Source organism: Caulobacter segnis, assembly GCF_031454995.1.
GTDB classification, from domain to species: Bacteria; Pseudomonadota; Alphaproteobacteria; order Caulobacterales; family Caulobacteraceae; genus Caulobacter; species Caulobacter segnis_E.
Genome location: NZ_JAVDRV010000002.1, coordinates 1,174,695 through 1,198,485, shown reverse-complemented (window position 1 = coordinate 1,198,485; position 23,791 = coordinate 1,174,695). Strand labels below are relative to the sequence as shown.

At 68.2% G+C, this 23,791-nt stretch carries 22 protein-coding genes and 1 pseudogene; 11 read left to right on the top strand and 12 right to left on the bottom strand.

All coding sequences use genetic code 11. The features are described 5' to 3' along the window. Positions 1-106: 106 nt before the first annotated feature. Positions 107-1,207 (top strand): PA0069 family radical SAM protein, encoded by a 1,101-nt coding sequence (locus J2728_RS11505; protein ID WP_309999206.1) that lies wholly within the window; start codon positions 107-109, stop codon positions 1,205-1,207. Between the two features lie 253 nt (positions 1,208-1,460). Further along, positions 1,461-1,925 (top strand): cell wall biosynthesis glycosyltransferase, encoded by a 465-nt coding sequence (locus J2728_RS11500; RefSeq protein WP_309999205.1) that lies wholly within the window; start codon positions 1,461-1,463, stop codon positions 1,923-1,925. 8 nt (positions 1,926-1,933) lie between these two features. Here the strand turns inward: J2728_RS11500 and J2728_RS11495 are convergent, their stop codons facing one another. Continuing rightward, the gene (locus J2728_RS11495) at positions 1,934-3,532 is read right to left on the bottom strand and encodes a lytic transglycosylase domain-containing protein (protein ID WP_309999203.1); all 1,599 of its coding nucleotides are present in this window, start codon (positions 3,530-3,532) and stop codon (positions 1,934-1,936) included. Between the two features lie 57 nt (positions 3,533-3,589). Then, a complete protein-coding gene (locus J2728_RS11490) occupies positions 3,590-4,408 on the bottom strand; it encodes a uracil-DNA glycosylase (RefSeq protein ID WP_309999202.1) in 819 nt (272 codons plus the stop codon). Between the two features lie 211 nt (positions 4,409-4,619). On the opposite strand from J2728_RS11490, the gene J2728_RS11485 reads away from it, so the two are divergent. The 4 genes from J2728_RS11485 (at position 4,620) to J2728_RS11470 (ending at position 9,674) form a co-directional block, all read left to right on the top strand. Next, positions 4,620-6,290, top strand: a complete 1,671-nt coding sequence (locus J2728_RS11485) for an electron transfer flavoprotein-ubiquinone oxidoreductase (protein WP_309999201.1) — start codon at positions 4,620-4,622, stop codon at positions 6,288-6,290. Positions 6,291-6,379: 89 nt separating this feature from the next. Further along, positions 6,380-8,113, top strand: a complete 1,734-nt coding sequence (locus J2728_RS11480; RefSeq protein WP_309999200.1) for a tetratricopeptide repeat protein — start codon at positions 6,380-6,382, stop codon at positions 8,111-8,113. A 41-nt stretch (positions 8,114-8,154) separates the two neighbouring features. After that, complete coding sequence (locus J2728_RS11475; protein ID WP_309999199.1) at positions 8,155-9,027, top strand: 4-(cytidine 5'-diphospho)-2-C-methyl-D-erythritol kinase; 873 nt, start codon at positions 8,155-8,157, stop codon at positions 9,025-9,027. 11 nt (positions 9,028-9,038) lie between these two features. Then, positions 9,039-9,674 (top strand): peptidylprolyl isomerase, encoded by a 636-nt coding sequence (locus J2728_RS11470; protein WP_309999197.1) that lies wholly within the window; start codon positions 9,039-9,041, stop codon positions 9,672-9,674. Here the strand turns inward: J2728_RS11470 and J2728_RS11465 are convergent. The 3 genes from J2728_RS11465 to J2728_RS11455 all read right to left on the bottom strand — a co-directional run bounded on the left by J2728_RS11465 (position 9,671) and on the right by J2728_RS11455 (position 12,482). Next, positions 9,671-10,474 carry a lipid II flippase Amj family protein gene (locus J2728_RS11465; RefSeq protein WP_309999195.1) on the bottom strand — a complete coding sequence of 268 codons (804 nt, stop codon included), beginning with the start codon at positions 10,472-10,474 and terminating at the stop codon, positions 9,671-9,673. The genes J2728_RS11470 and J2728_RS11465 overlap by 4 nt on opposite strands. Before the next feature lie 117 nt (positions 10,475-10,591). Then, on the bottom strand, positions 10,592-12,121 hold the full coding sequence (locus tag J2728_RS11460) for an ammonium transporter (RefSeq protein WP_309999194.1): 1,530 nt from the start codon (positions 12,119-12,121) through the stop codon (positions 10,592-10,594). A 22-nt stretch (positions 12,122-12,143) separates the two neighbouring features. Further along, positions 12,144-12,482 carry a P-II family nitrogen regulator gene (locus tag J2728_RS11455; protein WP_004623580.1) on the bottom strand — a complete coding sequence of 113 codons (339 nt, stop codon included), beginning with the start codon at positions 12,480-12,482 and terminating at the stop codon, positions 12,144-12,146. A gap of 328 nt (positions 12,483-12,810) precedes the next feature. Here J2728_RS11455 and J2728_RS11450 point away from each other — a divergent pair, with 328 nt between their 5' ends. The 4 genes from J2728_RS11450 to glyS all read left to right on the top strand — a co-directional run bounded on the left by J2728_RS11450 (position 12,811) and on the right by glyS (position 17,465). Next, positions 12,811-13,161: a DMT family protein gene (locus tag J2728_RS11450; protein WP_309999191.1), complete on the top strand. Its 351-nt coding sequence runs from the start codon at positions 12,811-12,813 to the stop codon at positions 13,159-13,161. Positions 13,162-13,245: 84 nt separating this feature from the next. Then, entirely contained in the window at positions 13,246-14,187 is a 942-nt protein-coding gene (locus tag J2728_RS11445) for a fasciclin domain-containing protein (RefSeq protein WP_309999190.1), read from the top strand. Between the two features lie 98 nt (positions 14,188-14,285). Next, positions 14,286-15,185, top strand: coding sequence for a glycine--tRNA ligase subunit alpha (locus J2728_RS11440; protein WP_309999188.1), 900 nt, complete (start codon positions 14,286-14,288; stop codon positions 15,183-15,185). Between the two features lie 6 nt (positions 15,186-15,191). Then, positions 15,192-17,465 carry a glycine--tRNA ligase subunit beta gene (gene glyS / locus J2728_RS11435; protein ID WP_309999186.1) on the top strand — a complete coding sequence of 758 codons (2,274 nt, stop codon included), beginning with the start codon at positions 15,192-15,194 and terminating at the stop codon, positions 17,463-17,465. A 45-nt stretch (positions 17,466-17,510) separates the two neighbouring features. Here the strand turns inward: glyS and J2728_RS11430 are convergent. From J2728_RS11430 to J2728_RS11420, 3 genes and pseudogenes are all read right to left on the bottom strand, one after another. After that, positions 17,511-17,603 (bottom strand): annotated as a pseudogene (locus J2728_RS11430) (hypothetical protein); the annotation flags it as partial. Positions 17,604-17,615: 12 nt separating this feature from the next. Further along, complete coding sequence (locus J2728_RS11425; RefSeq protein WP_309999183.1) at positions 17,616-18,593, bottom strand: c-type cytochrome; 978 nt, start codon at positions 18,591-18,593, stop codon at positions 17,616-17,618. Positions 18,594-18,713: 120 nt separating this feature from the next. Further along, complete coding sequence (locus J2728_RS11420) at positions 18,714-19,553, bottom strand: metal-dependent hydrolase (RefSeq protein ID WP_309999469.1); 840 nt, start codon at positions 19,551-19,553, stop codon at positions 18,714-18,716. Between the two features lie 70 nt (positions 19,554-19,623). Here J2728_RS11420 and J2728_RS11415 point away from each other — a divergent pair, with 70 nt between their 5' ends. Next, positions 19,624-20,250 carry a TetR/AcrR family transcriptional regulator gene (locus J2728_RS11415; protein WP_309999181.1) on the top strand — a complete coding sequence of 209 codons (627 nt, stop codon included), beginning with the start codon at positions 19,624-19,626 and terminating at the stop codon, positions 20,248-20,250. Between the two features lie 64 nt (positions 20,251-20,314). Here the strand turns inward: J2728_RS11415 and J2728_RS11410 are convergent, their stop codons facing one another. Genes J2728_RS11410 through hemB form a run of 4 tightly spaced genes read right to left on the bottom strand, consistent with a single transcriptional unit; the run spans position 20,315 to position 23,730 of the window. Next, positions 20,315-20,710 carry an NUDIX hydrolase gene (locus tag J2728_RS11410; protein WP_309999180.1) on the bottom strand — a complete coding sequence of 132 codons (396 nt, stop codon included), beginning with the start codon at positions 20,708-20,710 and terminating at the stop codon, positions 20,315-20,317. A 34-nt stretch (positions 20,711-20,744) separates the two neighbouring features. Further along, positions 20,745-21,833 carry a serine hydrolase domain-containing protein gene (locus J2728_RS11405; RefSeq protein ID WP_309999179.1) on the bottom strand — a complete coding sequence of 363 codons (1,089 nt, stop codon included), beginning with the start codon at positions 21,831-21,833 and terminating at the stop codon, positions 20,745-20,747. 30 nt (positions 21,834-21,863) lie between these two features. Next, positions 21,864-22,727: a helix-turn-helix domain-containing protein gene (locus J2728_RS11400; protein WP_309999176.1), complete on the bottom strand. Its 864-nt coding sequence runs from the start codon at positions 22,725-22,727 to the stop codon at positions 21,864-21,866. Between the two features lies 1 nt (position 22,728). Then, positions 22,729-23,730, bottom strand: a complete 1,002-nt coding sequence (hemB, locus tag J2728_RS11395) for a porphobilinogen synthase (protein WP_309999175.1) — start codon at positions 23,728-23,730, stop codon at positions 22,729-22,731. Between the last annotated feature and the right edge of the window lie 61 nt (positions 23,731-23,791).

Here is a 23,791-nt window from a genome sequence, read left to right as displayed (position 1 = left end):
TGAGGGTCACTCCCTGGGTTCGATTTGAGGCGTCGTCATCGCCTACTGACCGAGCGCTCCGATCAAATGTTCTTGAAATGTTCCGGTTGCGTGGCATGATCCGATCATGGCCCAGGCGACGAACATCAAGGGCGCGGTTCCCAATAGCCCTGTTCCTAGGGGACGCGGCGCGCGCTCCAACCGTACGGGACGGTTCGAGGCGCTGGAGCGCGAGGCCTTCGACGACGGCTGGAGCGAGGAGGAAGAACCCAAGCAACTGAAGACCGAGCTGCAGCCGATGAAGTCGCGGACGATCATCGCCCGCAACCAGAGTCCCGACGTCGGCTTCGACCGCTCGATCAATCCGTATCGCGGTTGCAGCCACGGCTGCATCTACTGCTACGCCCGGCCCAACCATGCCTATCTGGGGCTTTCGCCGGGCCTCGACTTCGAAAGCAAGATCTTCTTCAAGCCGCACGCGGGCGAACTGTTGGAGAAGGAGCTGGCCAAGGCCAGCTATACGCCCGCCACGATCCACATCGGCGGCGACACCGATCCGTACCAGCCCGACGAGAAGCAGCTTCGCGTGACGCGGCAGGTGATCGAGGTGCTGGAGCGCTGCGGCCACCCGTTCACGATCATCACCAAGTCGGCGCTGATCCTGCGCGACCTCGACATCTATGCGCGATTGGCCGAGCGGAAGCTGACGCGGGTGGCGATCTCGATCACCACGCTCGATCGCAAGCTGGCCCGAAGCATGGAGCCGCGCGCGGCCACGCCCGGCAAGCGGATCGAGGCGGTGCGGCGGCTGACCGAGGCGGGTGTTCCGGTGACGGTGATGTTCGCCCCGGCCATTCCCGGCCTCAACGACCACGAGGTCGAGGCGGTGCTGGAGGCCTCGGCCAAGGCTGGGGCGCGCGGCGCGGGCTATGTCGCCCTGCGGCTGCCGCGCGAGATCGCCCAGCTCTTCGAGGAGTGGCTGGAGACCGACCATCCCGACCGCGCGCGGCGGGTGATGTCGCTGGTGCGCCAGGTGCGGCGAGGCGAGACCTACCGAGCCGGATGGGGCGAGCGGATGACGGGCGAGGGCCCCGTGGCCGAGGTGCTGCGCCAGCGCTTCCACCTGGCGGTGAAGAAGTTCGGTCTGGATCAGCCGTGGACGCCGTTGGACTGCACCCAGTTCAAGCGCCCCGTGCTGGGCGGCGCCCAGATGGACTTGTTCGGTTAGGGCGGGGCGCCGGTCAACAAGGCGGTCTAACTAGAATCTCGCCTTCCTGGGCCTCGTGCCCAGGACCCATGCTTGCGGCCAGCTCCGACGTTGAGGGTGAGCGGAGCTGATAGGCCAAGGTCACTGGTCGAATTCAACGACAGTGGAACTATGGGTCCTGGGCACGAGGCCCAGGAAGGCGGGTCAATTGTCTATCTGGACTAGGACGGGCTTTGCCGCTTGACCCCAGACGGTCCGCTGGCGAAGCAGGGGCATGATCTCCGTCGTGCTGCTCGCTTCCGAAGACCTGCAGGGCCTGGCCTCTCAGATGGCCATGCTGGTGCCCGCCGCCGTGGATGGCTTGGTCAAGGAGGTGATCCTGGTCGGCGCCTCCGAGCCGGGCGTCGAGGCCTTGGTCGAGGATAGCGGCGCGCGCCTGGTCGAGATCGACGGCGATGCCGCATCCTGCTTCGCGGCTGGGGCGGCGGCGGCGCGGGGAGACTGGATCCTCACGCTGCGAGCGGCGCCAGTGTTGCGAGACGGCTGGCGCGAGCCTCTGGAGAAGCATCTGGCGGGCGGCGGCGTGACTCCAGCGGTTCTGGCGGCGCCCGGCGGGCTTATGGCGAAGTGGTCGCCGCGCCTGCATGGCGTCTTGGTTCGGCGGCTGGACTGGCCGACGAGCGCCGGCGACGAGCGGGCCTTGGCGAAAACGCTGAAGGCGCGCCGACTGGCCTATTAGTCGTCCCGCTACGGCAGCCCGCTGACCAGTTCACCGATCGAGGTGACTTGCTGGACCTTGGGATCGAGGCGGAAGTCCACGAGGCGCGCGCCGCTGGCCACGGCGTCGAGCGTGCGGTTCTCGGCGCCCATCAGTCGGCGATAGGTCCAGTAGCTGGCCATGACCTTCTCGACGTAGTTGCGGGTCTCCTGGAACGGCAGGCTCTCGATCAAGAGCAGGCTGTCGCAGTCCGCGCCCAGCTGTTGCAGCGCGCGGTTCAGCGTGCCCGGACCGCCATTATAGGCGGCGACGGCGCGCAGGATGTCGGGGCTCCGCAGGCCGCGATCCATCAGCCAGGTGAAGTAGTCCTGGCCCACCCGCAGGTTGAAGGCCGGATCGAACAGCGGCGTGGTGTCGGCCAGCAGCTTGTCGTCGCCGGCGGCGCGCGCGGCGGCGACCGGCATCACCTGCATCAGGCCCACGGCGCCGGCGTTCGAGACCGCCATCGGGTCGAAGCGGCTTTCCTGACGCACCAGGGCGTAGACCAAGGCCTTGTCCAGCGTGAAGCCGCCGATCGGCTCCAGCGCGGGCAGGGGATAGTCCTCGCCGCCAACCCGGCGCATGGGGCGGCCGGCGTTCAGCGGCGCGTTGGCGTTCAGCGCCAGGGCCAGGGTGGTCCAGTCGCCACGCAGGGTTTCGGTGTTGGCCAGGGAGAGGCCGGCGCGCAACTCCTCTCCGGCCTCGCGCCAGCGGCCGATCTGGGCCAGGGCGGCGGCGCGATGGGCGCGCGGATCGGTTCGCAGCAGGCGATCCAGCGAGGCGCTGTCGGGCCCGGAATATGAGGCGCGGGTGATCAGGGCCGCGATCGGATCTTCCACATCGTGGGGCGCCGCCACGCCCGCCAGCGCCAGTTGTCGCGCGGCGATCATGCCGTAGAACGTGTGGGACGCCGCGCTGGCCTTCACCAGCAACTGGCGGGCGCGATCCTCGCCGCCGGCCTGGCTGGCCGCGCGCGCGGCCCAGAACGCGCCGGCGGCCCGCAGCCATTCGTCCTGATTGGGATCGTCGGCGACCTGCTCGAAGAAGTTCTGGGCCTGGTCGGCGTCGCCCAGGCGATAGGCCGATAGCCCCGCGATCCAGCGCTCGCCGCTGGCGACGGCCAGCGTCAGGGCGCGGCGGACATCGCCGGAATAATAGGCCTCGCGCGCGGCGCGACCTTTGTCGGTCGGCGGCGGACCGCGATCACCGGCGACGAACAGCGTGGGGACGGGCGGCGGCGCGACGCGTTTGCTCGCCGGCTTGCGCTTCAGCGCCAAGGCATAGACGCGCTCGGCGCCGGCCTGGTCGGCATAGCGGTTCAGCCAGCCGGTCAGCTCGTCGTAGCGCGCCGCGTGGAGCGTCGGATGCATCAGCTTGGCGAACGCCAGGCGACCGGCCAGGCCGCGGTCGCGAGCGGTGGCCAGAGCCGCCTCGGCCGCGTCGAAGTCACCGCGATCGACGGCGGCGAAGGCGGCGCGATAGGCGCCGGCGTCTTCCCGCGAGAGGGGTTCAAGCGCGCTGGCGTGCGCGATCGAGAAACACAGCAAAACGGCCGAAAGCGCGGCCAGAGCGCGAGTCCAAAGCTGCAAAAGCCATCCGCGCGCCCCCGAAGTCGCGCGTCCCCGTTCAACTGGTCGGCGAAACTTCTAGTGGGGTCGTTCCGGCCGATCAAGCCGTTCGGTTAATGTGAGAAGGTCTTGCCACGCCTTCTTTTTCTGGGCCGGCGTTCGCAACAGGAAGGCCGGATGCAGGGTGGGCATGGCCGGCAACTCGGTGGCCTTGTCCTCGGACAGCCACTCGAACCAGCGGCCGCGCATCGACAGGATACCTTCGTCGCGCTTGAGCATGGCCTTGGCCGAAGCCCCGCCGGCCAACAACAGCATCTTGGGCTTCACCAGCGCGATGGCGCGCTCGACGAAGGGGGCGCAAACGGCCTGCTCCTGCGGCGTGGGCGTGCGGTTGCCGGGCGGCCGCCAGAAGACGGTGTTGGTGATGAAGACCCGGTCTTCCAGACCGGCCGCCTTCAGCATGCGGTCCAGCAGCTTGCCCGCGCGGCCAACGAACGGCGCGCCTTGAGCGTCCTCGTCGGCGCCGGGACCTTCGCCGATGATCATCAGCGGAGCGTCGGCGACGCCGCGCGAGAACACCGCCTGCTTGGCCCCTTGCGACTTCAGCGGACAACCGTCGAAGGCGGCGATGGCCGCGGCCAGACTGTCGAGATCCTGGCAGGCCGCGGCCGCGGCCTTGGCGGTGGCGATCGCCGCGCCGACGTCCGGACCGCGCACCGCGGCGAGGCCTGGGCGCATCGGCGGCGGGGGAGGCGGCGGCTGGCTCTTGGCCCGCAGCATCGCCACGCCCTCGGCCAGGCGATCGATCGGCGCGTCGGCGTAAGAGACCTCGACGCCCGCGTCGGCCCAAAAGGCCAGCAGGCTCTCGACGGCGCGTTGATCGACGGCGGGGCTCATGTCACCGTCATAAAGGGTGATGACCCCAAAAGTCAGCGGTTTTGGCGGATCGCCCACCGAATTCGGAACCGAGGAGCGTTTGGAAACCCTTATCCACGCTGCGACGCAGCGAAAAATTACGCCGGACGCTTGACCGCCTCCGCGTCACGTTCGGATAAGCTGTGATTCAAACAGTTATAAGACGGGCCGCAGGGCCTAGCCGGGAGATCCCATGAGCGAAGACCTCGAACGCGAGTCGATGGAATACGACGTCGTGATCGTCGGCGGCGGTCCCGCGGGGCTCTCGGCCGCGATCCGGCTCAAGCAGATGGCCGTCAAGGCCGGGACAGACATCTCGGTCGCCCTGCTGGAAAAGGGCTCGGAAGTCGGCGCGCACATCCTGTCGGGCGCGGTGATCGATCCCAAGGGCCTCTCCGAGCTGTTCCCGAACTGGAAGGACGAGGGCGCGCCGCTCGAAACGCCGGTCACCAAGGACCGCTTCAAGCTGCTGGGGCCGCAGGGCGAGCTTTCCCTGCCCATGTGGGCCATGCCGCCCTTCATGCACAACCACGGCTGCTACATCGCCTCGCTGGCGAACGTCACCCGCTGGCTGGCGACCAAGGCCGAGGAGCTGGGCGTCGAGATCTATCCGGGCTTCGCGGCCTCGGACCTGGTGTGGAACGCGGACGGCTCGGTGAAGGGCGTCGTCGTCGGCGTCGTCGGCATCGCCAAGGACGGTCATCACAAGCCGGACTACCAGCCGGGCATGGAGCTACACGGCAAGTACGTCTTCATCGCCGAGGGCGTGCGCGGCTCGCTGGCCAAGCAACTGATCGCCAAGTTCAAGCTGGACGAAGGCAAGTCGCCCCAAAAGTACGGCATTGGCGTCAAGGAGCTGTGGCAGGTCCCGCCCGAAAAGCACCAGCCGGGCCTGGCCGAGCACACCACGGGCTGGCCGCTGGACAGCAAGACCGGCGGCGGCAGCTTCATGTACCACTTCGGGGACAACTACGTGGCCATCGGCTACGTCGTGCACCTGAACTACAAGAACCCGTGGCTGTCGCCGTTCGACGAGTTCCAGCGCTTCAAGCAGCATCCGACAGTCCGGCCGCACCTGGAAGGCGGCAAGCGCATCGCCTACGGCGCGCGGGCCATCACCGAGGGCGGTTACCAGTCGGTGCCGAAGCTGACCTTCCCGGGCGGCGTCCTGATCGGCTGCTCGGCCGGCTTCGTCAACGTGCCGCGCATCAAGGGCAGCCACAACGCCGTCAAGACCGGCATGCTGGCCGCCGAGGCCGCGTTCGAGGCCGTGCAGGCCGGCCGCGCCAGCGACGAGCTGACCGCCTACCAGACGTCCTACGAAAAGTCCTGGGTGGCCAAGGAGCTGAAGGTCGTCCGCAACGCCAAGCCGCTGCTGGGCAAGTTCGGCACCGCCCTGGGCGGCGCGTTCGGCATGCTGGACATGTGGACCAACCACCTGTTCGGATTCTCGTTCTTCGGCACGCTGAAGCATGACAAGACCGACGCCGCCTCGACCGGCTTGGCCAAGGATTACGAGCCGATCGTCTATCCCAAGCCGGACGGCGTGATCAGCTTCGACAAGCTGTCCTCGGTGTTCCTGTCGGCCACCAATCACGAGGAAGACCAGCCGGCGCACCTGAAGCTGAAGGACCCGTCGATCCCGATCGCCGTGAACCTGCCCAAGTACGGCGAGCCGGCGCGCCTCTACTGCCCGGCCGGCGTCTATGAGGTGCTCTACAACGAGCAGGGCCAGGATCCGCGGTTCCAGATCAACGCCCAGAACTGCGTCCACTGCAAAACCTGCGACATCAAGGATCCGTCGCAGAACATCGTCTGGACCACGCCGGAGGGCGGCGGCGGACCGAACTATCCGAACATGTAGCAGCCGCGCCCGGCGCGCTGGCGAGCCTCCCGGTTCACGCCGGGAGGCTTTTTGTTGCGGACCGCCTCGAAACCTCGGAGGGTGCGGCCATGACGCGTATCAAAGTCCTTCTCGCCTGCGTTTCCCTCGCGGCCCTGACCGCCTGTTCCAGCGTGCCGCGCGAAATCACGATGCGGGGCCCGATCGCGCTGGGTTCGCCGCTGTTCGACACTCGCAGCGCTTACGGCCAGTTCCTGGCGGGCCAGGCGGCCTTGCGCGACGGCCAGTCCAGCCAGGCGGCGACCTATTTCGATTCCGCCGCTTCGCTGGGAGACGATCCGGGCGTGATCGGCGAGCGGGCGTTCACGGCCTTGCTGCTGGCTGGCGACATCACCCGCGCCGCCGCCGTGGCGCCGACGGCCGCCGACGCGCCCGAGGCGGTCAAGCGGCTCAGCGTGCTGACCCGCGTGGTCGAGGCGATCGCGGTGGGCGACGGCAAGACCGCGCGGACGTTGCTGACGACCTCGCCGCCGGGCTTCCCGCACCAGCAGGCGGCCGCCTTGCTAGGCCCCTGGGCGGCCGCTCTCGCGGGGGACAAGGACGGCGCGGTCGTGCAGCCGACCCTGCGCAACGACAAGCTCGTGCAGTTCTTCGGTCAGCAGGGGCAGGCCCGTCTGCTCGAGCGCGCTAAGCGTTATGACGAGGCCGAGACCGACTACAAGGCGCTGACCGCCAACGCCGCCACCGCCAGCATCTTCACCCTGGACTATGGCGCGTTCCTGGAGCGTCGGAAGCGCCGTGACGACGCCGTGGCGCTGTACGACGGCGCCTTGCGCGCCGCGCCCAATGATCTTGGTCTTCTGCGCGCCCGCGCTCGGGCCGCCGCCAAGGGCGCGCCGCCGCCCGCGCCGACCATCCGTCAGGGCGCGGCCGAGGGGCTGATCGCCTGCGCCGCCACCTTCGCCGGCGAGCGTCAGGTGCAGTTCGCTCAGGCCTATTTGCGCCTGGCGCTGCGGCTGGATCCCAACCGTGACGAGGCTTGGGTCCTGCTGGGCGACCTGATGAACCAGAACGAGGATCCAAAGGGCGCGATCGAGGCTTTCGCCAACGTCCCGGCGACCTCGCCCCATTATGTCACCGCCCAGACCAAGACCGCCTGGTCGCTCAACGACCTGGGCGACAAGGCCAAGGCGCTGGAGGTGGCCCGCGCCGCAGCAACGGCGGCGCGCAACAATCGCGACGCCCAGGTGGCGCTGGCCGACCTCCTGCGCTCCGGCGGCCAATGGAACGAGTCGGTGGCCGTGCTCGATCCGGTGATCGCCCGCGAAGCCGAAGCTCCGGATTGGCGTCTGCTCTATCTGCGGGCGGTGTCGCTGGAGCAAGGCGGGCGCTGGCCCGAGGCCGAGCGCGACTTGCAAGCGGCGCTGAAGCTCAATCCCGATGAGCCCGAACTGCTGAACTTCCTGGGCTATTCGTGGATCGATCGCGGCGAGCACCTGAAGGAGGCGCTGGCGATGGTGCAGAAGGCGGTCGACGCGCGGCCGCAGTCGGGCGCCATGCTCGACTCCCTCGGCTGGGCCTACTACCGGTTGGGCGACTACAAGACCGCGGTCGAGAAGCTCGAGGTCGCCGTCGAGATGGAGCCCGGCGATCCGGACGTGAACGACCATCTGGGTGACGCCTATTGGCGGGTGGGGCGCAAGACCGAGGCGACCTTCCAGTGGCGACGCGTCTTGAGCCTCGAACCCGACGACAAGCGAAAGACGGAGGCCGAGGCCAAGCTGAAGAACGGCCTGGGCCCGGCGACGGCGCCGATCGTCAAGTCGACGGTGGCCCACAACTGAGCTATCGCACGGCCGCTTTCGCAACCGAGCTTTGAAGAGTCATGCGGCTTTCCGCCTTCGCGCCCGCCAAGGTCAATCTGTTCCTCCATGTCGGCGGGCCGGACGCGGAGGGCTATCATCCCATCTCCAGCCTGATGGTGTTCGCCGATGTCGGCGATCAGCTGATGATCCAGCCCAGCGACGCGCCGGCCTTCGAGACGACCGGGCCGTTCGGCGCGAGTATCCCGGCCGGCGAGGACAATCTGGTCCTCCGCGCCGCGCGCGCGTTCCACGCCAGGCTGGGCGGACCGGTTCCGCCCTACCGCCTGATCCTGGACAAGCGGCTGCCCATCGCGGCGGGGCTGGGCGGTGGATCCAGCGACGCCGGCGCGGCCTTGAAGCTGCTGCGCGACGCCCTGGCGCCGCAATTCTCGGACGACGATCTGGAGCCTCTGGCGGCCAGTCTCGGGGCTGACGGCGCGGCCTGCTTCCGCGCCACGGCGCTGATGGCCGAGGGGCGGGGAGAGGTGCTCTCGCCCGCGCCAACGCTGCCGCCGCTGCACGCGGTGCTGGTCAATCCGGGCGTGCCGTCGCCGACCGGCGCCGTCTATCGCGCCTATGACGCCGCCGTGCATCCCGACGGCGCCGAGCGCCCACGCTTGCCGGCCGCGCTGGAGAGCGCCGAGGAGGCGGCCGGCTGGCTGGCCGTCGCCACGCGCAACGATCTCGAGGCGCCCGCCGTGGCCTTGCGGCCTCAAATTGGCGAGGCGCTGGACGTTTTGCGCGACCAGCCCGAGAGTCTTCTGGTCCGGATGTCCGGCTCGGGCGCGACCTCCTTCGCCCTTTGCGCGGGCGACATCGAGGCCGAGACCCTGGCCGAACGGATCGAGGCGGAGCGGCCCGACTGGTGGGTGCGGCGCTGCCGCCTGAGCTAGGAGAAAGACGCATGAAGCGCCGTGATGTCTTGACGGTTCTCGGCGGGATGGCCGTCGCGCCTAGCCTGGCGTCAGCCCAGATTCTGAACTTGGCGCCCGCGCCGATCGTGCCGGGGCCAGGCGATGTGCTGGTGTCGCTGGAGACCAGCCTTGGGCCGATCGTGATCGCGCTCAAGGTCAAGCAAGCCCCGCTGACCACGGCCAACTTCCTGCGTTATGTCGACGAGAAGCGTTACGACGGCGCCAGCTTCTGGCGCTCGGCCAAGGCCAACAGTCCCGTCGATTACGGCCTGATCGAGGGCGGCCTGCAGGGCGATCCCAAGAGGCTATTGCCGCCGATCGCGCACGAGCCGACCACCCAGACGGGGCTTCGTCACGTCGACGGGACGGTGTCGCTGGCTCGGAAGGAGCCCGGCACGGGCGACTCGGACTTCTTCATCTGCGTGGGCGAGGCGCCGTACCTGGACGCCAATCCGGCGGGCGAGGGCGACAACCTGGGCTTCGCCGCCTTTGGTCAGGTGATCAAGGGCATGGAGATCGTCCACAAGATCCTGAACCTGCCGACGCCGGGCAAGGCGACCAATCCGGTCATGGAAGGCCAGATGCTGGACCCAGTCGTGCCGATCACCAGCGCGCGGCGGCTCTAGATCATCCGCGCCAAGATCACCACGGTATTGGCTGCGGGGACCAGCAGCAGCTGAGCCAGCACGGTGCCGGCCACCCGGCTGCCGGCGAACCAGACGACGGCGCGGCGGAAGGCGGGTTCGCTGACGCGTCCCTCCATCACGTCGTCGGTCATGATCGACAGGCATGGGTCGATCAGCACGAACAGGAGGATCGTCGCCACGCCGTTGATCACCGACGAAAGACTGACGGCCGTCACTCGCAATTGCGGGTCGAGATAGCCGGCATACAGCGGGGCGAACACGCCCACGGTCAGCAGGGCCTGGGCCAGCACGTTCAGCACGATGATGCGCGCTGGAACCTCGATCGTCTGCCTCATACCTTTGAGATGAGTGGGCGAGGGTATGGCGACTGACTGGCGCACGTAGGACAGCCCGCCCTTGGCGAAGGCGTGCATCAAGAGCTTGGGGATCGATCGGTGGACCTGGAAGTGGGCCACCGCGCGGGTGAACAGGCGCTGCGCGGTGGGGATGGCCAGGGCGCCGATCAGCGCCGCCATGCTGGCGCTGGCCATCAGCCATTGGAAGTCCGACAGCAATCGCGCACCGGCGTCCGCGGTCAAGCTGGTCTCGACACGCTTCGAGAGGAACGGGCCCTGGAAGGCGTTCGAGGCGCGCGAGACGAGGACCAGGACGTTGAACAGCGCGAACGACATGGCGATGCGGCGCGTGCGCACGCCGGCGATCCGCACCGCATAGGCCAGGGCGCCGATCAAATGGATCACGAAGGTCAGGACGCAGAGGAGGAAGAGTTGGGCGTCCATGACGATCTCCGGTCGAGCCAGCGCAGCTTTGCCGATCCGGGAAGAGTCGCGAAAGGAAAAGGGCGCGGAGATCGCTCTCCGCGCCCTTCGGTCCCTCGGTGAGGGCCTACGCCAGCCTTAGCTGTGGTAGGCGCGCTCGCCGTGTTCCGAGATATCCAGGCCTTCTTCCTCGGCTTCCGGCGAAGCCTTCAGGCCGATGACCAGCTTGATCAGGAAGAAGACGATGGCCGAGGCCACGGCCGACCAGATGATCGTGACGCCGACGGCCTTCACCTGAGCCAGCACCTGGACGCCCATGTCGTAGACGGCGCTGTCGCAGGTCGAGAAGTCGCCGTCCTTGCCGCAGCTGGTGTAGTCGACGACGCCAGCGCCGCCCCAGGCGGGGTTGACCAGCAGGCCCGTGCCGATGGCGCCGACGATGCCGCCGATGCCGTGGATGCCGAAGGCGTCCAGGCTGTCGTCGTACTTCAGCGCGTTCTTCACGACCGAGCAGAAGACGATGCAGATCGGCGAGACGACCAGACCCAGGATCAGGGCGCCCATCGGACCGGCGAAGCCGGCGGCCGGGGTGACGGCCACGAGGCCGGCGACGATGCCCGAAGCCAGGCCCAGAGCCGACGGCTTACCGCGGGTGGCCCATTCGGCGATGATCCACGACAGGCCGGCGGCCGCGGTGGCGATGAAGGTGTTGACCATGGCCAGCGAGGCGTAGCCGTTCGACTCCAGGTTCGAACCGGCGTTGAAGCCGAACCAGCCCACCCACAGCAGGCCAGCGCCCACGAGGGTCAGGGTCAGCGAGTGCGGCGGCATCGGCTCCTTGCCGTAGCCTTGACGCTTGCCGAGGATCAGGGCGCCGACCAGGGCGGCGATACCGGCGTTGATGTGGACGACGGTGCCGCCGGCGAAGTCCAGGGCGCCGAAGCCCCAGAGCAGGCCGGACTTCACCGGATCCTCGGGAGCCAGGGCGATGGCGTTCGGACCGGGCCACCACCAGACCATGTGAGCCATCGGGTAGTACGACAGCAGCGGCCACAGGACGGCGAAGGCGACGATGGCGGCGAACTTCATGCGCTCGACCAGCGAACCGACCACCAGGGCGGCGGTGATCGCCGCGAAGGTCGATTGGAAGGCGATGAAGGTCAGTTCCGGGATCACGACGCCGGTCGAGAAGGTCGCGACGTTGCTGGCTGGGGTGACATCCTTCAGGAAGATCCGACCAAAGCCGCCGACGAACTTGTCGAGACCGCCGCCGTCGGTGAAGGCGAAGCTATAGCCCCACAGCATCCAGGCGACGAAGCCGATCAGGGCCACGGTCGAGACCTGCATCATGACCGACAGCATGTTCTTGGCGCGCACCAGGCCGCCGTAGAACAGGGCCAGGCCCGGCAGGATCATCAGCAGAACCAGCAGGGCGGAGGTGAGCATCCAGGCGTTGTCGCCCTTGTCCATCTTGTCTTCGATGGTCGGGGCGGCGGCGGGCGCTTCGGCGGGAGCCGCCGCCGGAGCCGGCGCGGCCTCGGCGGGCGCGGCCGTCGCGGCGGCCGGCGCGGGCGCGGTCTCCTGGGCGAAGGCGGTCGCCCCCAGCGGAGCCCCCGCGATGGTCGCGGCGAGCATAAGCCCCGCCAGCGGTTTGAAGGTGAGTTTCATCTCGGTATCCCCTTGTTCCCGATTACAGCGCGGCCGAGCCGGTTTCGCCGGTGCGGATGCGGACGGCTTCCTCGACATTGAGGACGAAGATCTTGCCGTCGCCGATCTTGCCCGTGGCCGCGGCGGCCTTCACCGCCTCGACCGCCTTGGCGGCGGACGCGTCGTCCACGACCGCTTCGAGCTTCACCTTCGGCACGAAATTCACCTGGTACTCGGCGCCCCGGTAGATTTCCGTCTGGCCCTTCTGGCGGCCGTAGCCCTTCACTTCCGACACCGTCAGACCTTCAACGCCGGCGGCGACGAGCGCTTCGCGCACCTCGTCCAGCTTGAAGGGTTTGACGACCGCTATGATCAGTTTCATCCGCCTTGCTCCGGCCCGCCGCGACGCGGGCTTGTTTGCTTGGTTGTGGGAAGCGAGATCGCCCCCGGTGTGATCACCGCCGACGCCGCGCCTTCACGCGCCGCGTCGTTTTCCCCGGCCGGGCCAAGCTATCGACGACGGTTCCGTGAAGGCGCGCGCGGAAAAGGTTTCGGAAAGGAATTGGGCGTGGCGCCTAATTTTTGAGCGCGCGACGCCCTGGATGCGTCAGAAAACAGCGTTTTTGTCTGACGGGACGGCCCTGGCGCGGGCGACGTCACTTGTTCTAGGGTGCCGCGCTTCCCATGGATCCGCCCCGGAGACCGCCTACATGTCGCCCCTCGTCCTGAAGATCGCGCCGTGGTTGATGCTGGTGGCGTCCAACATCTTCATGACCTTCGCCTGGTACGGCCACCTCAAGCACAAAAGCCTGGCCTTGCCCGTGGCGATCCTATCGAGCTGGCTGATCGCGCTTCCCGAGTACATGCTGGCTGTCCCGGCCAATCGGATTGGCAGCGGCATGTATTCCACGGCTCAGCTTAAGACCGGCCAAGAGGCGATTACCTTGATCGTCTTTACGCTATTCTCGTATTTTTATATGGGCGAGGCGATCAAGTGGACCACCCTGGTCGGTTTTGGCCTGATCGTCTGCGGCGCGGCGATGGTGTTCTTCTTCAAGTAACGGTCAAGATAATCACGAGGGCGTGATCTGGGAACCGAGTCCCAGGCTTGGGCGTAAACCGCTCGAACCGAGAGGAACTCGATCATGACCACCAAGCGCCTCCTCACCGCCGCCGCCGCGATCGCCCTGATGGCCGGCGCGGCGCACGCCCAGACCGCCACCGACACGGCGCCCGCCGCGCAGGCGCCGGCCGCAGCCTCGCCGGTCGTCGCCAAGGGCGACCTGATCCAGACCGCCCAGGCCTCGGGTCAGTTCAGCACCTTCCTGAAGGCCGTCTCGTCGGTGAATCTGACCAGCGTCCTGAAGACCAACCAGAACCTGACCCTGTTCGCCCCGACCGACGCGGCCTTCGCCGCCCTGCCGGCCGACCAACGGGATAAGCTGATGGCGCCGGAAAACGGCCCGATGCTGCAGAAGGTGCTGACCTACCACCTGATCAACGCCAAGGTGGACTCCAGCAAGATCAACGGCGCCAAGGGCGAGGTGAAGAGCGTCGAGGGCTCGCCCCTGATGCTGGACGGCAGCGGCGCCACGCCGATGGTCGATGGCGCCAACATCGTTCAGGCCGACGTCATGGCCAGCAACGGCGTGCTGCACGTCGTCGACAAGGTGCTGCTGCCCAAGGATGTCCCGGGCCTGCAGGCCGCATCGGCTCCGGCGGCGACCGACGCCAGCGCCACCATGAACGTCGCCGCCAACGAGCAGGTCTCCGCGCCGGCGCCCGCCGAGCAGGCCGGCGCTCAAGTTCCCGGGACCAATCCCACGCCCGCGACGCCCGTCACCTCGACGGACATGGCCTCCGATCCGGCCGCGACGCCTTCGGCCATGGCCGCTCCGGCGGCTGGCGTCAGCGCCTCGGGTGTCGTGCGGCTGTCTTCGGAGTCGCCCGACGCCCAGGCCAAGCTGAAGGCGGGCGATCCGAACGTCGTCTCCAACGGCCCGGTGGCCGACACGACCGCCAATCGCGCCAAGTACGGCGCGCCGATGTCGAACGCCGGCAAGCACACCACGCCCAAGGGCAACTAGGCGCGCGGACTTTCGTCCGACACGCGCCGGACATCGCTTGAAGCACCGGTCGGCGGGCCCTATGGTCCGCCGACTTTTTTCTAGGCCTGCTTCGATTGATGTCGCGCGAAAAACCCAAGTCCTTCCAAAGCCTGATCCTGACGCTCCATGACTATTGGAGCCGGCAGGGTTGCATCATCTTGCAACCGCACGACGTCGAGGTGGGGGCGGGGACGCTGCACCCGGCCACGGTGCTCCGCGCTCTGGGTCCCAAGCCCTGGAACGCCGCCTATGTGCAGCCCTCGCGCCGTCCGGGCGACGGCCGCTATGGCGAGAACCCCAACCGCCTGCAGCACTATTATCAGTATCAGGTGATCCTGAAGCCGAACCCCGAGAACATGCAGGACCTGTATCTCGGCTCGCTGGAAGCGATCGGCCTGGATCTGCGCACCCACGACATCCGCTTTGTCGAGGACGACTGGGAAAATCCGACCGTCGGCGCCTGGGGCCTGGGCTGGGAAGTCTGGTGCGACGGCATGGAAGTCAGCCAGTACACCTACTTCCAGCAGGTTGGCGGCCTGGACGTCAGCCCCGTCGCGGGCGAGCTGACCTATGGCCTGGAACGCCTGGCCATGTACGTGTTCGGCGTCGACAACGTCTATGACCTGCCGTTCAACGATCCGGACTCGCCCCTGGGCGCGACGACCTATGGCGACGTGTTCCTGGAGAACGAGCGCCAGCAGTCGGAAGCCAACTTCCACGGCTACGACGTGGCCGTGCTCAAGCAGCAGTTCGAGCAGATGGAAGAGCAGGTGCCGCTGATGCTGGCTCGCTCCTATCAGGGCAAGTCGCTCGTCCTGCCCGCCTACGACATGGTCCTGAAGGCCAGCCACCTTTTCAACCTGATGAACGCCCGCGGCGCGATCGCCGTCGCCGAGCGCGCCAGCTACATCGGCCGCATCCGCGACCTTTGTAAGATGTGCGCCAGCGCCTGGGTCGAGCAGCAGGAAGCCGCGTAAGTCACGATGCCCCAACTTCTCCTCGAACTGTTCTCGGAAGAGATCCCCGCCCGCATGCAGGCCCAGGCCGCCAAGGACCTGGAGCGCATGGCCCGCGAGCACCTGGCCGCCGCCGGCTTCCTGCCCGAGGCCCTGACCACCTTCGCCGGCCCGCGTCGCCTGACCCTGGTGGCCGAAGGCCTGCCGCTGGCCCAGGCCGACCGCAAGGAAGAGCTGAAGGGCCCCCGCGTCGGCGCGCCGCCGCAAGCCATGGAAGGCTTCCTGCGCAAGACCGGCCTGACGCAAGACCAGCTGGTCGAGCGCGACGGCGTCTACATGGCCTTCATCGAAAAGAAGGGCCGCCCGACCGCCGAAATCATCGCCGAGATGGTCGAGGCCATCGTCCGGGGTTTCCCGTGGCCCAAGTCGATGATCTGGGGCTACAAGAAGCTGCGCTGGGTGCGGCCGCTGAAGCGCATCCTGTGCGTGCTGGACCGCGAGGTCGTGCCGTTCTCGATCGAGGGCGTCGAAAGCGGCGACGTCACCGAGGGCCACCGCTTCATGGGTGAGGCGAAACCCTTCGTGGCCAAGGACTTCGACGAATATGTCGCGGGCCTCGAGAAGCACTTCGTCGTGCTGGACGTCGAGGAGCGCAAGGCGCGCATCCTGGAAGGCTGCAAGACCCTGTGCTTCGCGCGTCATCTGGAGCTGGTCGAGGACCAGGGGCTGCTCGACGAAGTCGCGGGCTTGGCCGAATGGCCGACGCCGGTGCTGGGCGACATGGATCCGTCGTTCCTGGACCTGCCGCCCGAGGTGATCCGCACCTCGATGCGGACGCACCAGAAGTACTTCGCGGTGAAGAAGCCGGGCCAGCCGGGTCTGGCTCCGCACTTCATCACCATAGCCAACATCGAGGCCGCCGACGGCGGCAAGGTGATCGCCGCCGGCAACGCCAAGGTGCTGTCGGCCCGCCTGTCCGACGCCCGCTTCTTCTGGGACGAGGACCGCAAGGCCGGCTTCGAACCGTGGCTTGAGAAGCTGAACGGCGTGACCTTCCACGCCAAGCTCGGCACGATGGCTCAGCGCGTCGAGCGCATCGTCGCCCTGGCCGGCGAGATCGCCCCGCTGGTCGGCGCCGATGTCGAGAAAGCCAAGGAAGCCGCGCGGCTGGCCAAGGCGGACCTGGCCTCGGGCATGGTCGGCGAGTTTCCGGAACTGCAGGGCCTGATGGGCGGCTACTACGCCCGCGAGGCCGGCCTCGACCCCGAGATCGCCGCCGCGATCCAGGACCACTACAAGCCGCAAGGCCCCTCGGACGCCGTTCCGACCTCGCCGCTGGCGATCGCCGTGGCCCTGGCCGACAAGCTGGACACCCTGGTCGGCTTCTTCGCGATCGACGAGAAGCCGACGGGCAGCAAGGACCCGTACGCGCTGCGTCGGGCGGCGCTGGGCGTGATCCGGGTTATTCTCGAGAGCGGAAATTCAATGCCACTACGTGACCTGTTGGAAGGTCACGCTTCGCGCCTACTCCAAGTTGAGGTCGAAGAAATCTACCAAAGGGTCCGAGCTGGAGTGATCAATTCGCAGCTGTCGGCCCGGATTTCCGACAGTGAGGTTGAGATCGCGCTCTCGGAAGAAGCTCTGCATGCATTCTCAATCATGGAAGCTGCTGCAAAGGTTCCGGACTCAGCTTCTGAGGGCGTCTTGGCTGCTGCTGAAAAGATAGCTCGCGCGTTCGCTGGCCATCGAAGCGGGATTGAATGGCGAAATGCTTATTTGCCTGCGATGGACCAACTTCTGGCCTTCTTCGCCGACCGCCTGAAGGTCACGCTCCGCGATCAAGGCAAGCGTCACGACCTCGTCGACGCCGTCTTCGCCCTGGGCGACGACGACCTGGCGCGGATCGTCGCGCGGGTCGAGGCCCTGGACGGCTTCCTGAAGACCGACGACGGCAAGAACCTGCTGGCCGGCTACAAGCGCGCCTCCAACATCCTCAAGGCCGAGGAGAAGAAGGGCGCTCTGCCGAGCGGCGAGCCGGAGGCTCCGGCCGCCGACAGCGCCGCCGAGGTCCAGCTCTACGACGCCCTGCGCGTGCTGAAAGGCCCGCTGGCCGACGCCCTGGCCAAGGAAGACTTCACCGGCGCCATGGCCCAGCTGGCTGGCCTGCGCGGTCCGGTGGACGCCTATCTGGACGGCGTCTTCGTCAACGACCCCGAGCACCGCGACAACCGCCTGCGGACGTTGGCGGCTGTGCGCGACGCCATGGGTCAGGTGGCGGACTTTGGTCTGATCGCGGGGTAGGTTCCGCTCAATATCCGTGTCATCCCGGAAACGCCGCAGGCGTTATCCGGGACCCAGGGGGTGACGGAGCGCTGTGCGCGCCGCCCCTGGGTCCCGGCTCTACGCTACGCTTCGGCCGGGATGACACTGGTTATTCAGCTGAGATCTAGCCTAAGGCCTCAACGACGCCGCATAGACCGCCAGGTCGCGGATCTGCTCGTCGCTCAGACCGTTCGCCGGGCTTTGCATCTGGCTCACCAGGGGGCCGCGCCTCGCGCCGGTCTTGATGTCCAGCAGTTGCCGCGCGAGATACGCCGCCGAGCGCCCGGCCAGGGCCGGAGCGACCGGCGAGCCCTTCAGCCCTGGGCCATGACACGCCGCGCAAGCCTGGCCGTTACCGCCGCCACTGGCCGCCAGGGCCTCGCCTCGCGCCGTCGCCCCGATCGGCGCGTGGACCACGATCACCGCGCTCGGATCGGCCAGCAGCATGCGCGGCCAGTCCTCGGCCACCTCGATCACCTGGCCGTTCAAGCGCTGGGGCGGCTTGCCGGGGTCGAGATCCAGCCAGCCGTAGTAGTTCGGCTTGGTCGCCGGCGCGGTCTCGCCCTCCACGACCCGCACGCGCGGCTTGTAGGGCAGGGCGGCGTAGTAGGCCGCGGCGGCGGCCAATTCCTCGTCGGTGACGGTCTTGGCGACCTTGATCATGTCCTGGTTCGTGGGCCAGTCGGCTCTCCACGACACGCGCCGGCCGTCGCGGAACTCGCGCACCTGTTGGATGATGTAGTCTTCCGAGAGCCCCGCCAGGTTCGGCGTGCCCAGCGAGCCGCCGCCGCCGATCTGGTGGCACTCGGCGCAGGCCATCAGCCCCTTGCGCCCCTGGGCGACCACTTCGGGCGCGGGCGGATGGCTGCTTGGGAACCAGTCGGGCGGACCCGCGCCCTTGTTCAGCGCCTCGCCCATATAGGTCACGGCGCTGCCGGGGATGCGCTGGAGGCCGCTGGGATAGGGCGGCAGATTGCGCTTTGGGCCTTGCGGATAGGCCCAGCCGAGCAGGGCTCCGGGCGGGGACTCGGACTTGGGCTGACAGGCGGCGAGACAGAGCAAGGCTCCGCCCAGGATCATCGTCGACGACACCGCGCCCAATCGCATTCGAAGCCCCCCGGCATGACGAGCGCGAGATCACGTCGCGCTTCGATCGCCGTGGCTCCGACCCCCGCGGATAGGCTACGGCGGCGAAGCCCTAGCCGACCGGCCTTACCCCGGCAAGCCTCAGGCGGCGGCCGCGTCGAACTCGGCCTTCCAGTCGGCGAATTGCGCGCGGTCGTCCTGGTCCCAGGGGTGGAAGCCGGGGCGGTACCAGGCGAAATAGGTCTTGGCGCCGCGGCTGAAGATCCCCGGCTCGCGCCAGACATAGCGCTTCACCGCCTTCAGCGCCGCCTCGGGCGTGTAGCCGTCGGTCTCCAGCAGGCGAGCGGCGTAGCGGGTGATGTTGCGGGTGAACATGTAGGTCACCAGGGCCATCGCGCGGCAGCGGATGAAGTAGCGCTTCAGCGGCGACCAGTCCTTGGTCACCTCCAGGAAGACGTCATAGGCGACGGCCTTGTGCTCTGTCTCTTCCATGGCGTGCCAGCGCCACAGCTTTTCGATCTCGGGATCGGTGGTGGCGAAGAGGTCGCGATGGCGCGCGTGCATCTCGGCCATCATGGCCGTGAAGTGTTCCAGCGCGATGGTCGAGATCAGCATGGCCATCGGACCCCGGTCACGGGCGAAGGTCACGCGCTTGCGGATCATCGCCTCGACCTCGGCCACCGGGTAGCGCTCGCGGTCGATCAGGCTGTTCAGGTGATGATGCTCGCGCGAGTGGATCGCCTCCTGGGCGATGAAACCCCGGGCGTCTTCGGCCAGCTTGCCGGTCAGGCGGTCGCGATAGGCCTTCACCGCGTCCATGAACATCCGCTCGCCGTCGGGGAAGGTCAGCGACAGCGCGTTGAACACCGCCGTGCCGAGCGGGTCGCCGCCTAGCCAGTGGCCTTGGCGCGCTGAGTCGAGAGCGAAACGGATGTCGCGCGGGGCCACGTCGAGGTCGTCGGGCGTGTGCTTGGGCGGCATGGGGGCGAGGGTCATGGCGTTCTGGGCTCCGCCGGTTTAGGGCTTGGACATCGGCCTTCGAGCCTCAGAGTTGGTTATACTGACAAAAATGTCAATAGAAGCGTCCGCGCCCCGTCCGACCCGAGTCCGCCGCTCGCCCGAGGCCGCGCGCGAGAACATCCTGGCCGCCGCCGAGGCGATCCTGGTCGAGCAGGGCCCCCAGGCGCTGAAGCTGGCGGACGTCGCCAAGGCGGCCGGCGTTGTCCACGCCAATGTGATCCACCACTTCGGTTCGATCGCCGGCGTCGAGACGGCGCTGATGGAGCGGATGATCCGCGCCCTGGCCGACAAGGTCATCACCGGTTTCAACACGGGCGGCGCGACGCCGGGTTTCGGCGCTCAGGCCCTGTTCGAGGCGTTCGAGGCCAAGGGCGCGGCCCGGCTGGCGGCCTGGCTGGAGCTGACCGGCGAGGGCCGGCGCATGACCCTGGTGCGAGACGTGGTCGACGAGGTCATCCAGGCTCGCCTGGCGCAGGACCTGGGCCTTGAGCGCGAGAAAGTCGTCGACTTCATCCTGCTGAACATCATCCTCGCCGTCGGGACGGGACTGTTCGGCCCGACCCTCTCGGAGTTGCTGGGGCGTCCGCCCGAACGCGCGCGCGAACTGGCGCTGGAAATGGTTCAAGGGCGGATCAGCGCCTTGGCCTCGAAGGGTTAGGACGGATCGACATTCAGGCGGTGCGTAAACCACGCCTTCCTGGGCACAAGGCCCAGGAAGGCGGCTATCGGGTGTTCGCCAAGGCCGGCAGCACCTGCTGGGTCAACAGCGGGGCTAGCCGCAGGTCGCCGGGCGCGGCCGGGTCGATCCAAACCAGCTCCTCGATCTCGGCGCGTGGCGCGATGTCGCCTTCGACCGTCGCCAGGTAGGTCGCCGACTGGACGGTGAAGCCCGCCTCGTTGGCGGCCGGGGCGCTGAAATGGCCAAGCCGCTCGGCCGCCACCAGTCGGCAGCCCAGCTCTTCCTTGAGCTCGCGCGCCAGGGTGGTCAGGTCGTCCTCGCCGGCGTCGCGCTTGCCGCCGGGTTTCATGAAGATCGAGGTCCCGCGCTTGCGGACCAGCAGCATGCGGCCGGTTTCGTCGCGGATCACGGCGGTGACGATGTCGAGGACGCGAGTCATGGCCAGAGCCTAGCCGCGTCCGAGAGTCGGGTCGCTATTTCTCGACCGCCGCCAGGATGTGTTCCGCGATCAGCTTTTCGGAGATGGCGTGCGGCTGGCGGACGCCGAAGTTTGTCGTGGTGATCACGGCCACCAGGTCGAGGTCGGGGACGATCGCGACCTTCTGGCCGCCCGAGCCGCTCATCACCCAGGCCTTGTGGCCGGCGCCATCCGGTCCGGCGAAGGTCTGCAGCCAGATCAGATAGCCGTAGTCGGTGTTCTCGCGGGCGTTGGCGTGGGGTGTGACCGACGCCTTGATGAAGTCGGCGGGCAGAACCTGCTTGCCGTTCCACTGTCCGCCATTGGCGTAGAGCTGGCCAAGCTTGAGGAGGTCGCGGCCGCGCAGGCCCAGGCCGCCGCCGCCCATGGCCAGACCCAGGGGCGACATCTGCCAGCGCGGCGCCTCGATGCCGAGCGGCTTGAACAGCGCCTCGTCGGCGAAGGTGGGCAGGGGCTTGCCGACCGCGTTCTGGACGACCTGACCCAGGGTCACCACCCCGGCGGTGCAGTAGCTGAAGGCGCGTCCGTACGGCGAGGCCTCCGGGCGCGGGCTCCAGTCGGGAAAGCCGCGCACCGGCAGGTCCAGATAGAAGCCGACCCAGTCCTCGATCAGGTACATCCGCTCCTCGTTGCCGCGCGAGAACGAATTGTCGTCGTCGCACTCGGCGATCGAGCTCATGGTCAGGAGGTCCTCGACCGTGACCTTGTCCTTGCGCGGATCGGGGTTGGCCGCCGGCGGGCGGCCCTTGAGGTAGGCCTTGATCGGCGCATCCACGCTGGGCAGCGCGCCCCGCGCGATGGCCGCGCCGGCCAGCATGGCGGTGACGGTCTTGGTGGCCGAGCGGGTGTTGCGGCGCGCCTCGGCGCCCTCCTGGTCGTAGTAGGCTTCGAACACCAGCTTGCCGTGACGCGCGACCAGGACGCTGGTGATCTTCTGGAACTCGCCGGCCTTGATGGCGGCCGACATGGCCTCCAGCTTCGCGGCGGACAGACCCTCGGCGGCGGGCGCGGCGGTGGTCCAGTCGGCGGCCTTCGCGGACACGGGGGCGAGCACGAGGGCGGCGGCGAACGCGAAGACTTTCAAGGCGGGAACTCCACAAAGGATCTCGGCCGTCTAGGCGGCGCCGGCGGCCTCGTCTTGGACGCTTGCAACAACCGGCCGGCGGCCGCACAGCCGCGCGAACTCGCCAGGCGTGACGCCATAGGCCTTTAGGAACTGGCGATTGAGGTGGCTCTGGTCGCAGAAGCCGGAGGCCAGGGCGATCTCGCCGATCGGGTCACGGCCGCGCATGAGCAGGTCGGCGGCGCGCTCCAGACGACGGGCGCGCAGTCGGTCGCCCGGCGCCGCGCCCAGCCAGCGACGATAGCCGCGCGCCAGGTGGACCGGATGCACGCCCGCGACGGCGGCCAGGTCGGCGACGTTGATGGGCTGGTCGAAGGCGTCGGCCAGGAAGGTCTCGGCGCGGTCGAGCCAAGAGGGGCGCTTGTCGCCATCCCACACCGGCGTGATCGCTTGAGCGGCCAGTTCCAGGCTCAGGCTTTCCAGCGATAGCGTCTCGGCGTCGCGGGCCAGCAGAGAGCGGGTCAGCCGCAACGCCGCGCGGCGGGCGGTGGGACCGGTCAGCCGCAGCGCGTCGATCGCCGCGCCTCGACCCGCGTCGGCCAGCGCATGCCAGTCTGCGGCCTCGAAGCTGACGGCCAGGAAATATCCGCCGCCGTCGACGAAGCGGTCGCGGTGCACGACGCCCGGCGGGTTGTAGACCAGCACCGGGCCTTCGGTTTCCGGCCCGGCGGCGGTGGTGATGTACCGGCCGTGGGTGGCCAGCACGAAGTGGGCGTCGTCGTGGCTGTGCTCGTCGACGTGGTCGGCGCGCTTGGTGGCTTCCAGATGCGCGAGGCGCACGCCGGGGAGCTGACGTTCGACGGTCGGGGCGCCGTAGAACCGGCCTTGGCTGAAGGCGGTTCTCGGCGCGGCCATGCTAGCCCAGCTTCTCCGCCGCCCAGGGGGCGAAGTAGGTGATGATCCCCGCCGCGCCGGCGCGCTTGAAGGCGGTCAGGCTTTCCAGGATGGCGCGGTCCTTATCGATCCAGCCGTTCTGGGCGGCGGCCATGATCATCGCGTACTCGCCCGACACCTGGAAGGCGTAGGTCGGCATGCGGAACTCGTCGACGATGCGGCGGACGATGTCGAGATAGGGCATGCCCGGCTTGACCATGACCATGTCCGCGCCCTCGGCGATGTCGAGGGCGACCTCGCGGATGGCTTCCTCGGTGTTGGCCGGATCCATCTGATAGGTCTTTTTATCGCCCTGGCCGGCCGAGAGCTTGGCCGAGCCGATGGCGTCGCGATAGGGGCCGTAGAAGGCCGAGGCGTACTTGGCCGCGTAGGACATGATCATCACGTCCTGGTGGCTGGCGGCTTCCAGCGCCGCCCGCAGCTTGCCGATGCGGCCGTCCATCATGTCGGAGGGGGCCAGGATGTCGGCGCCGGCCTCGGCCTGCATCAGGCCCTGCTCGATCAGGCGGTCGATGGTGGGGTCGTTGAGGATCTTGCCGCCCTCGACCACGCCGTCATGGCCGTGGTCGGTGAAGGGGTCCAGGGCCACGTCGCACATGATGCCGACCTCTGGGGCGGCGTCCTTCATGGCCTTGACGGCTCGGGGGATCACGCCGTCCGGATCGGCGGCGATCGAGCCGGCCGCGTCCTTCCGCGATCCGTCGATGTGCGGGAAGATGGCGATGGCGGGAATGCCGAGATCGCGCGCCCGGACGGCGGCCTTGGCGGCTTCCTTCACCGACAGGCGCTCGACGCCAGGCATCGAAGCCACCGGAATGGTCCCTTCGCCCTCGTGCACCACCATCGACCAGATCAGATCGGAGGGCCGCACCTCGGTCTCGCGGACGAGGCGACGAACCCAGTCGGCTTGGCGCACGCGGCGCAGGCGGGTGTGCGGATACGGGGCGAGGGGCGGCGTGGTCATGGCGTTGATTTGGACCGCGCCGCCCGCCGAGGCAAGACGGGCGACCCCTTAAGGCCGCCCG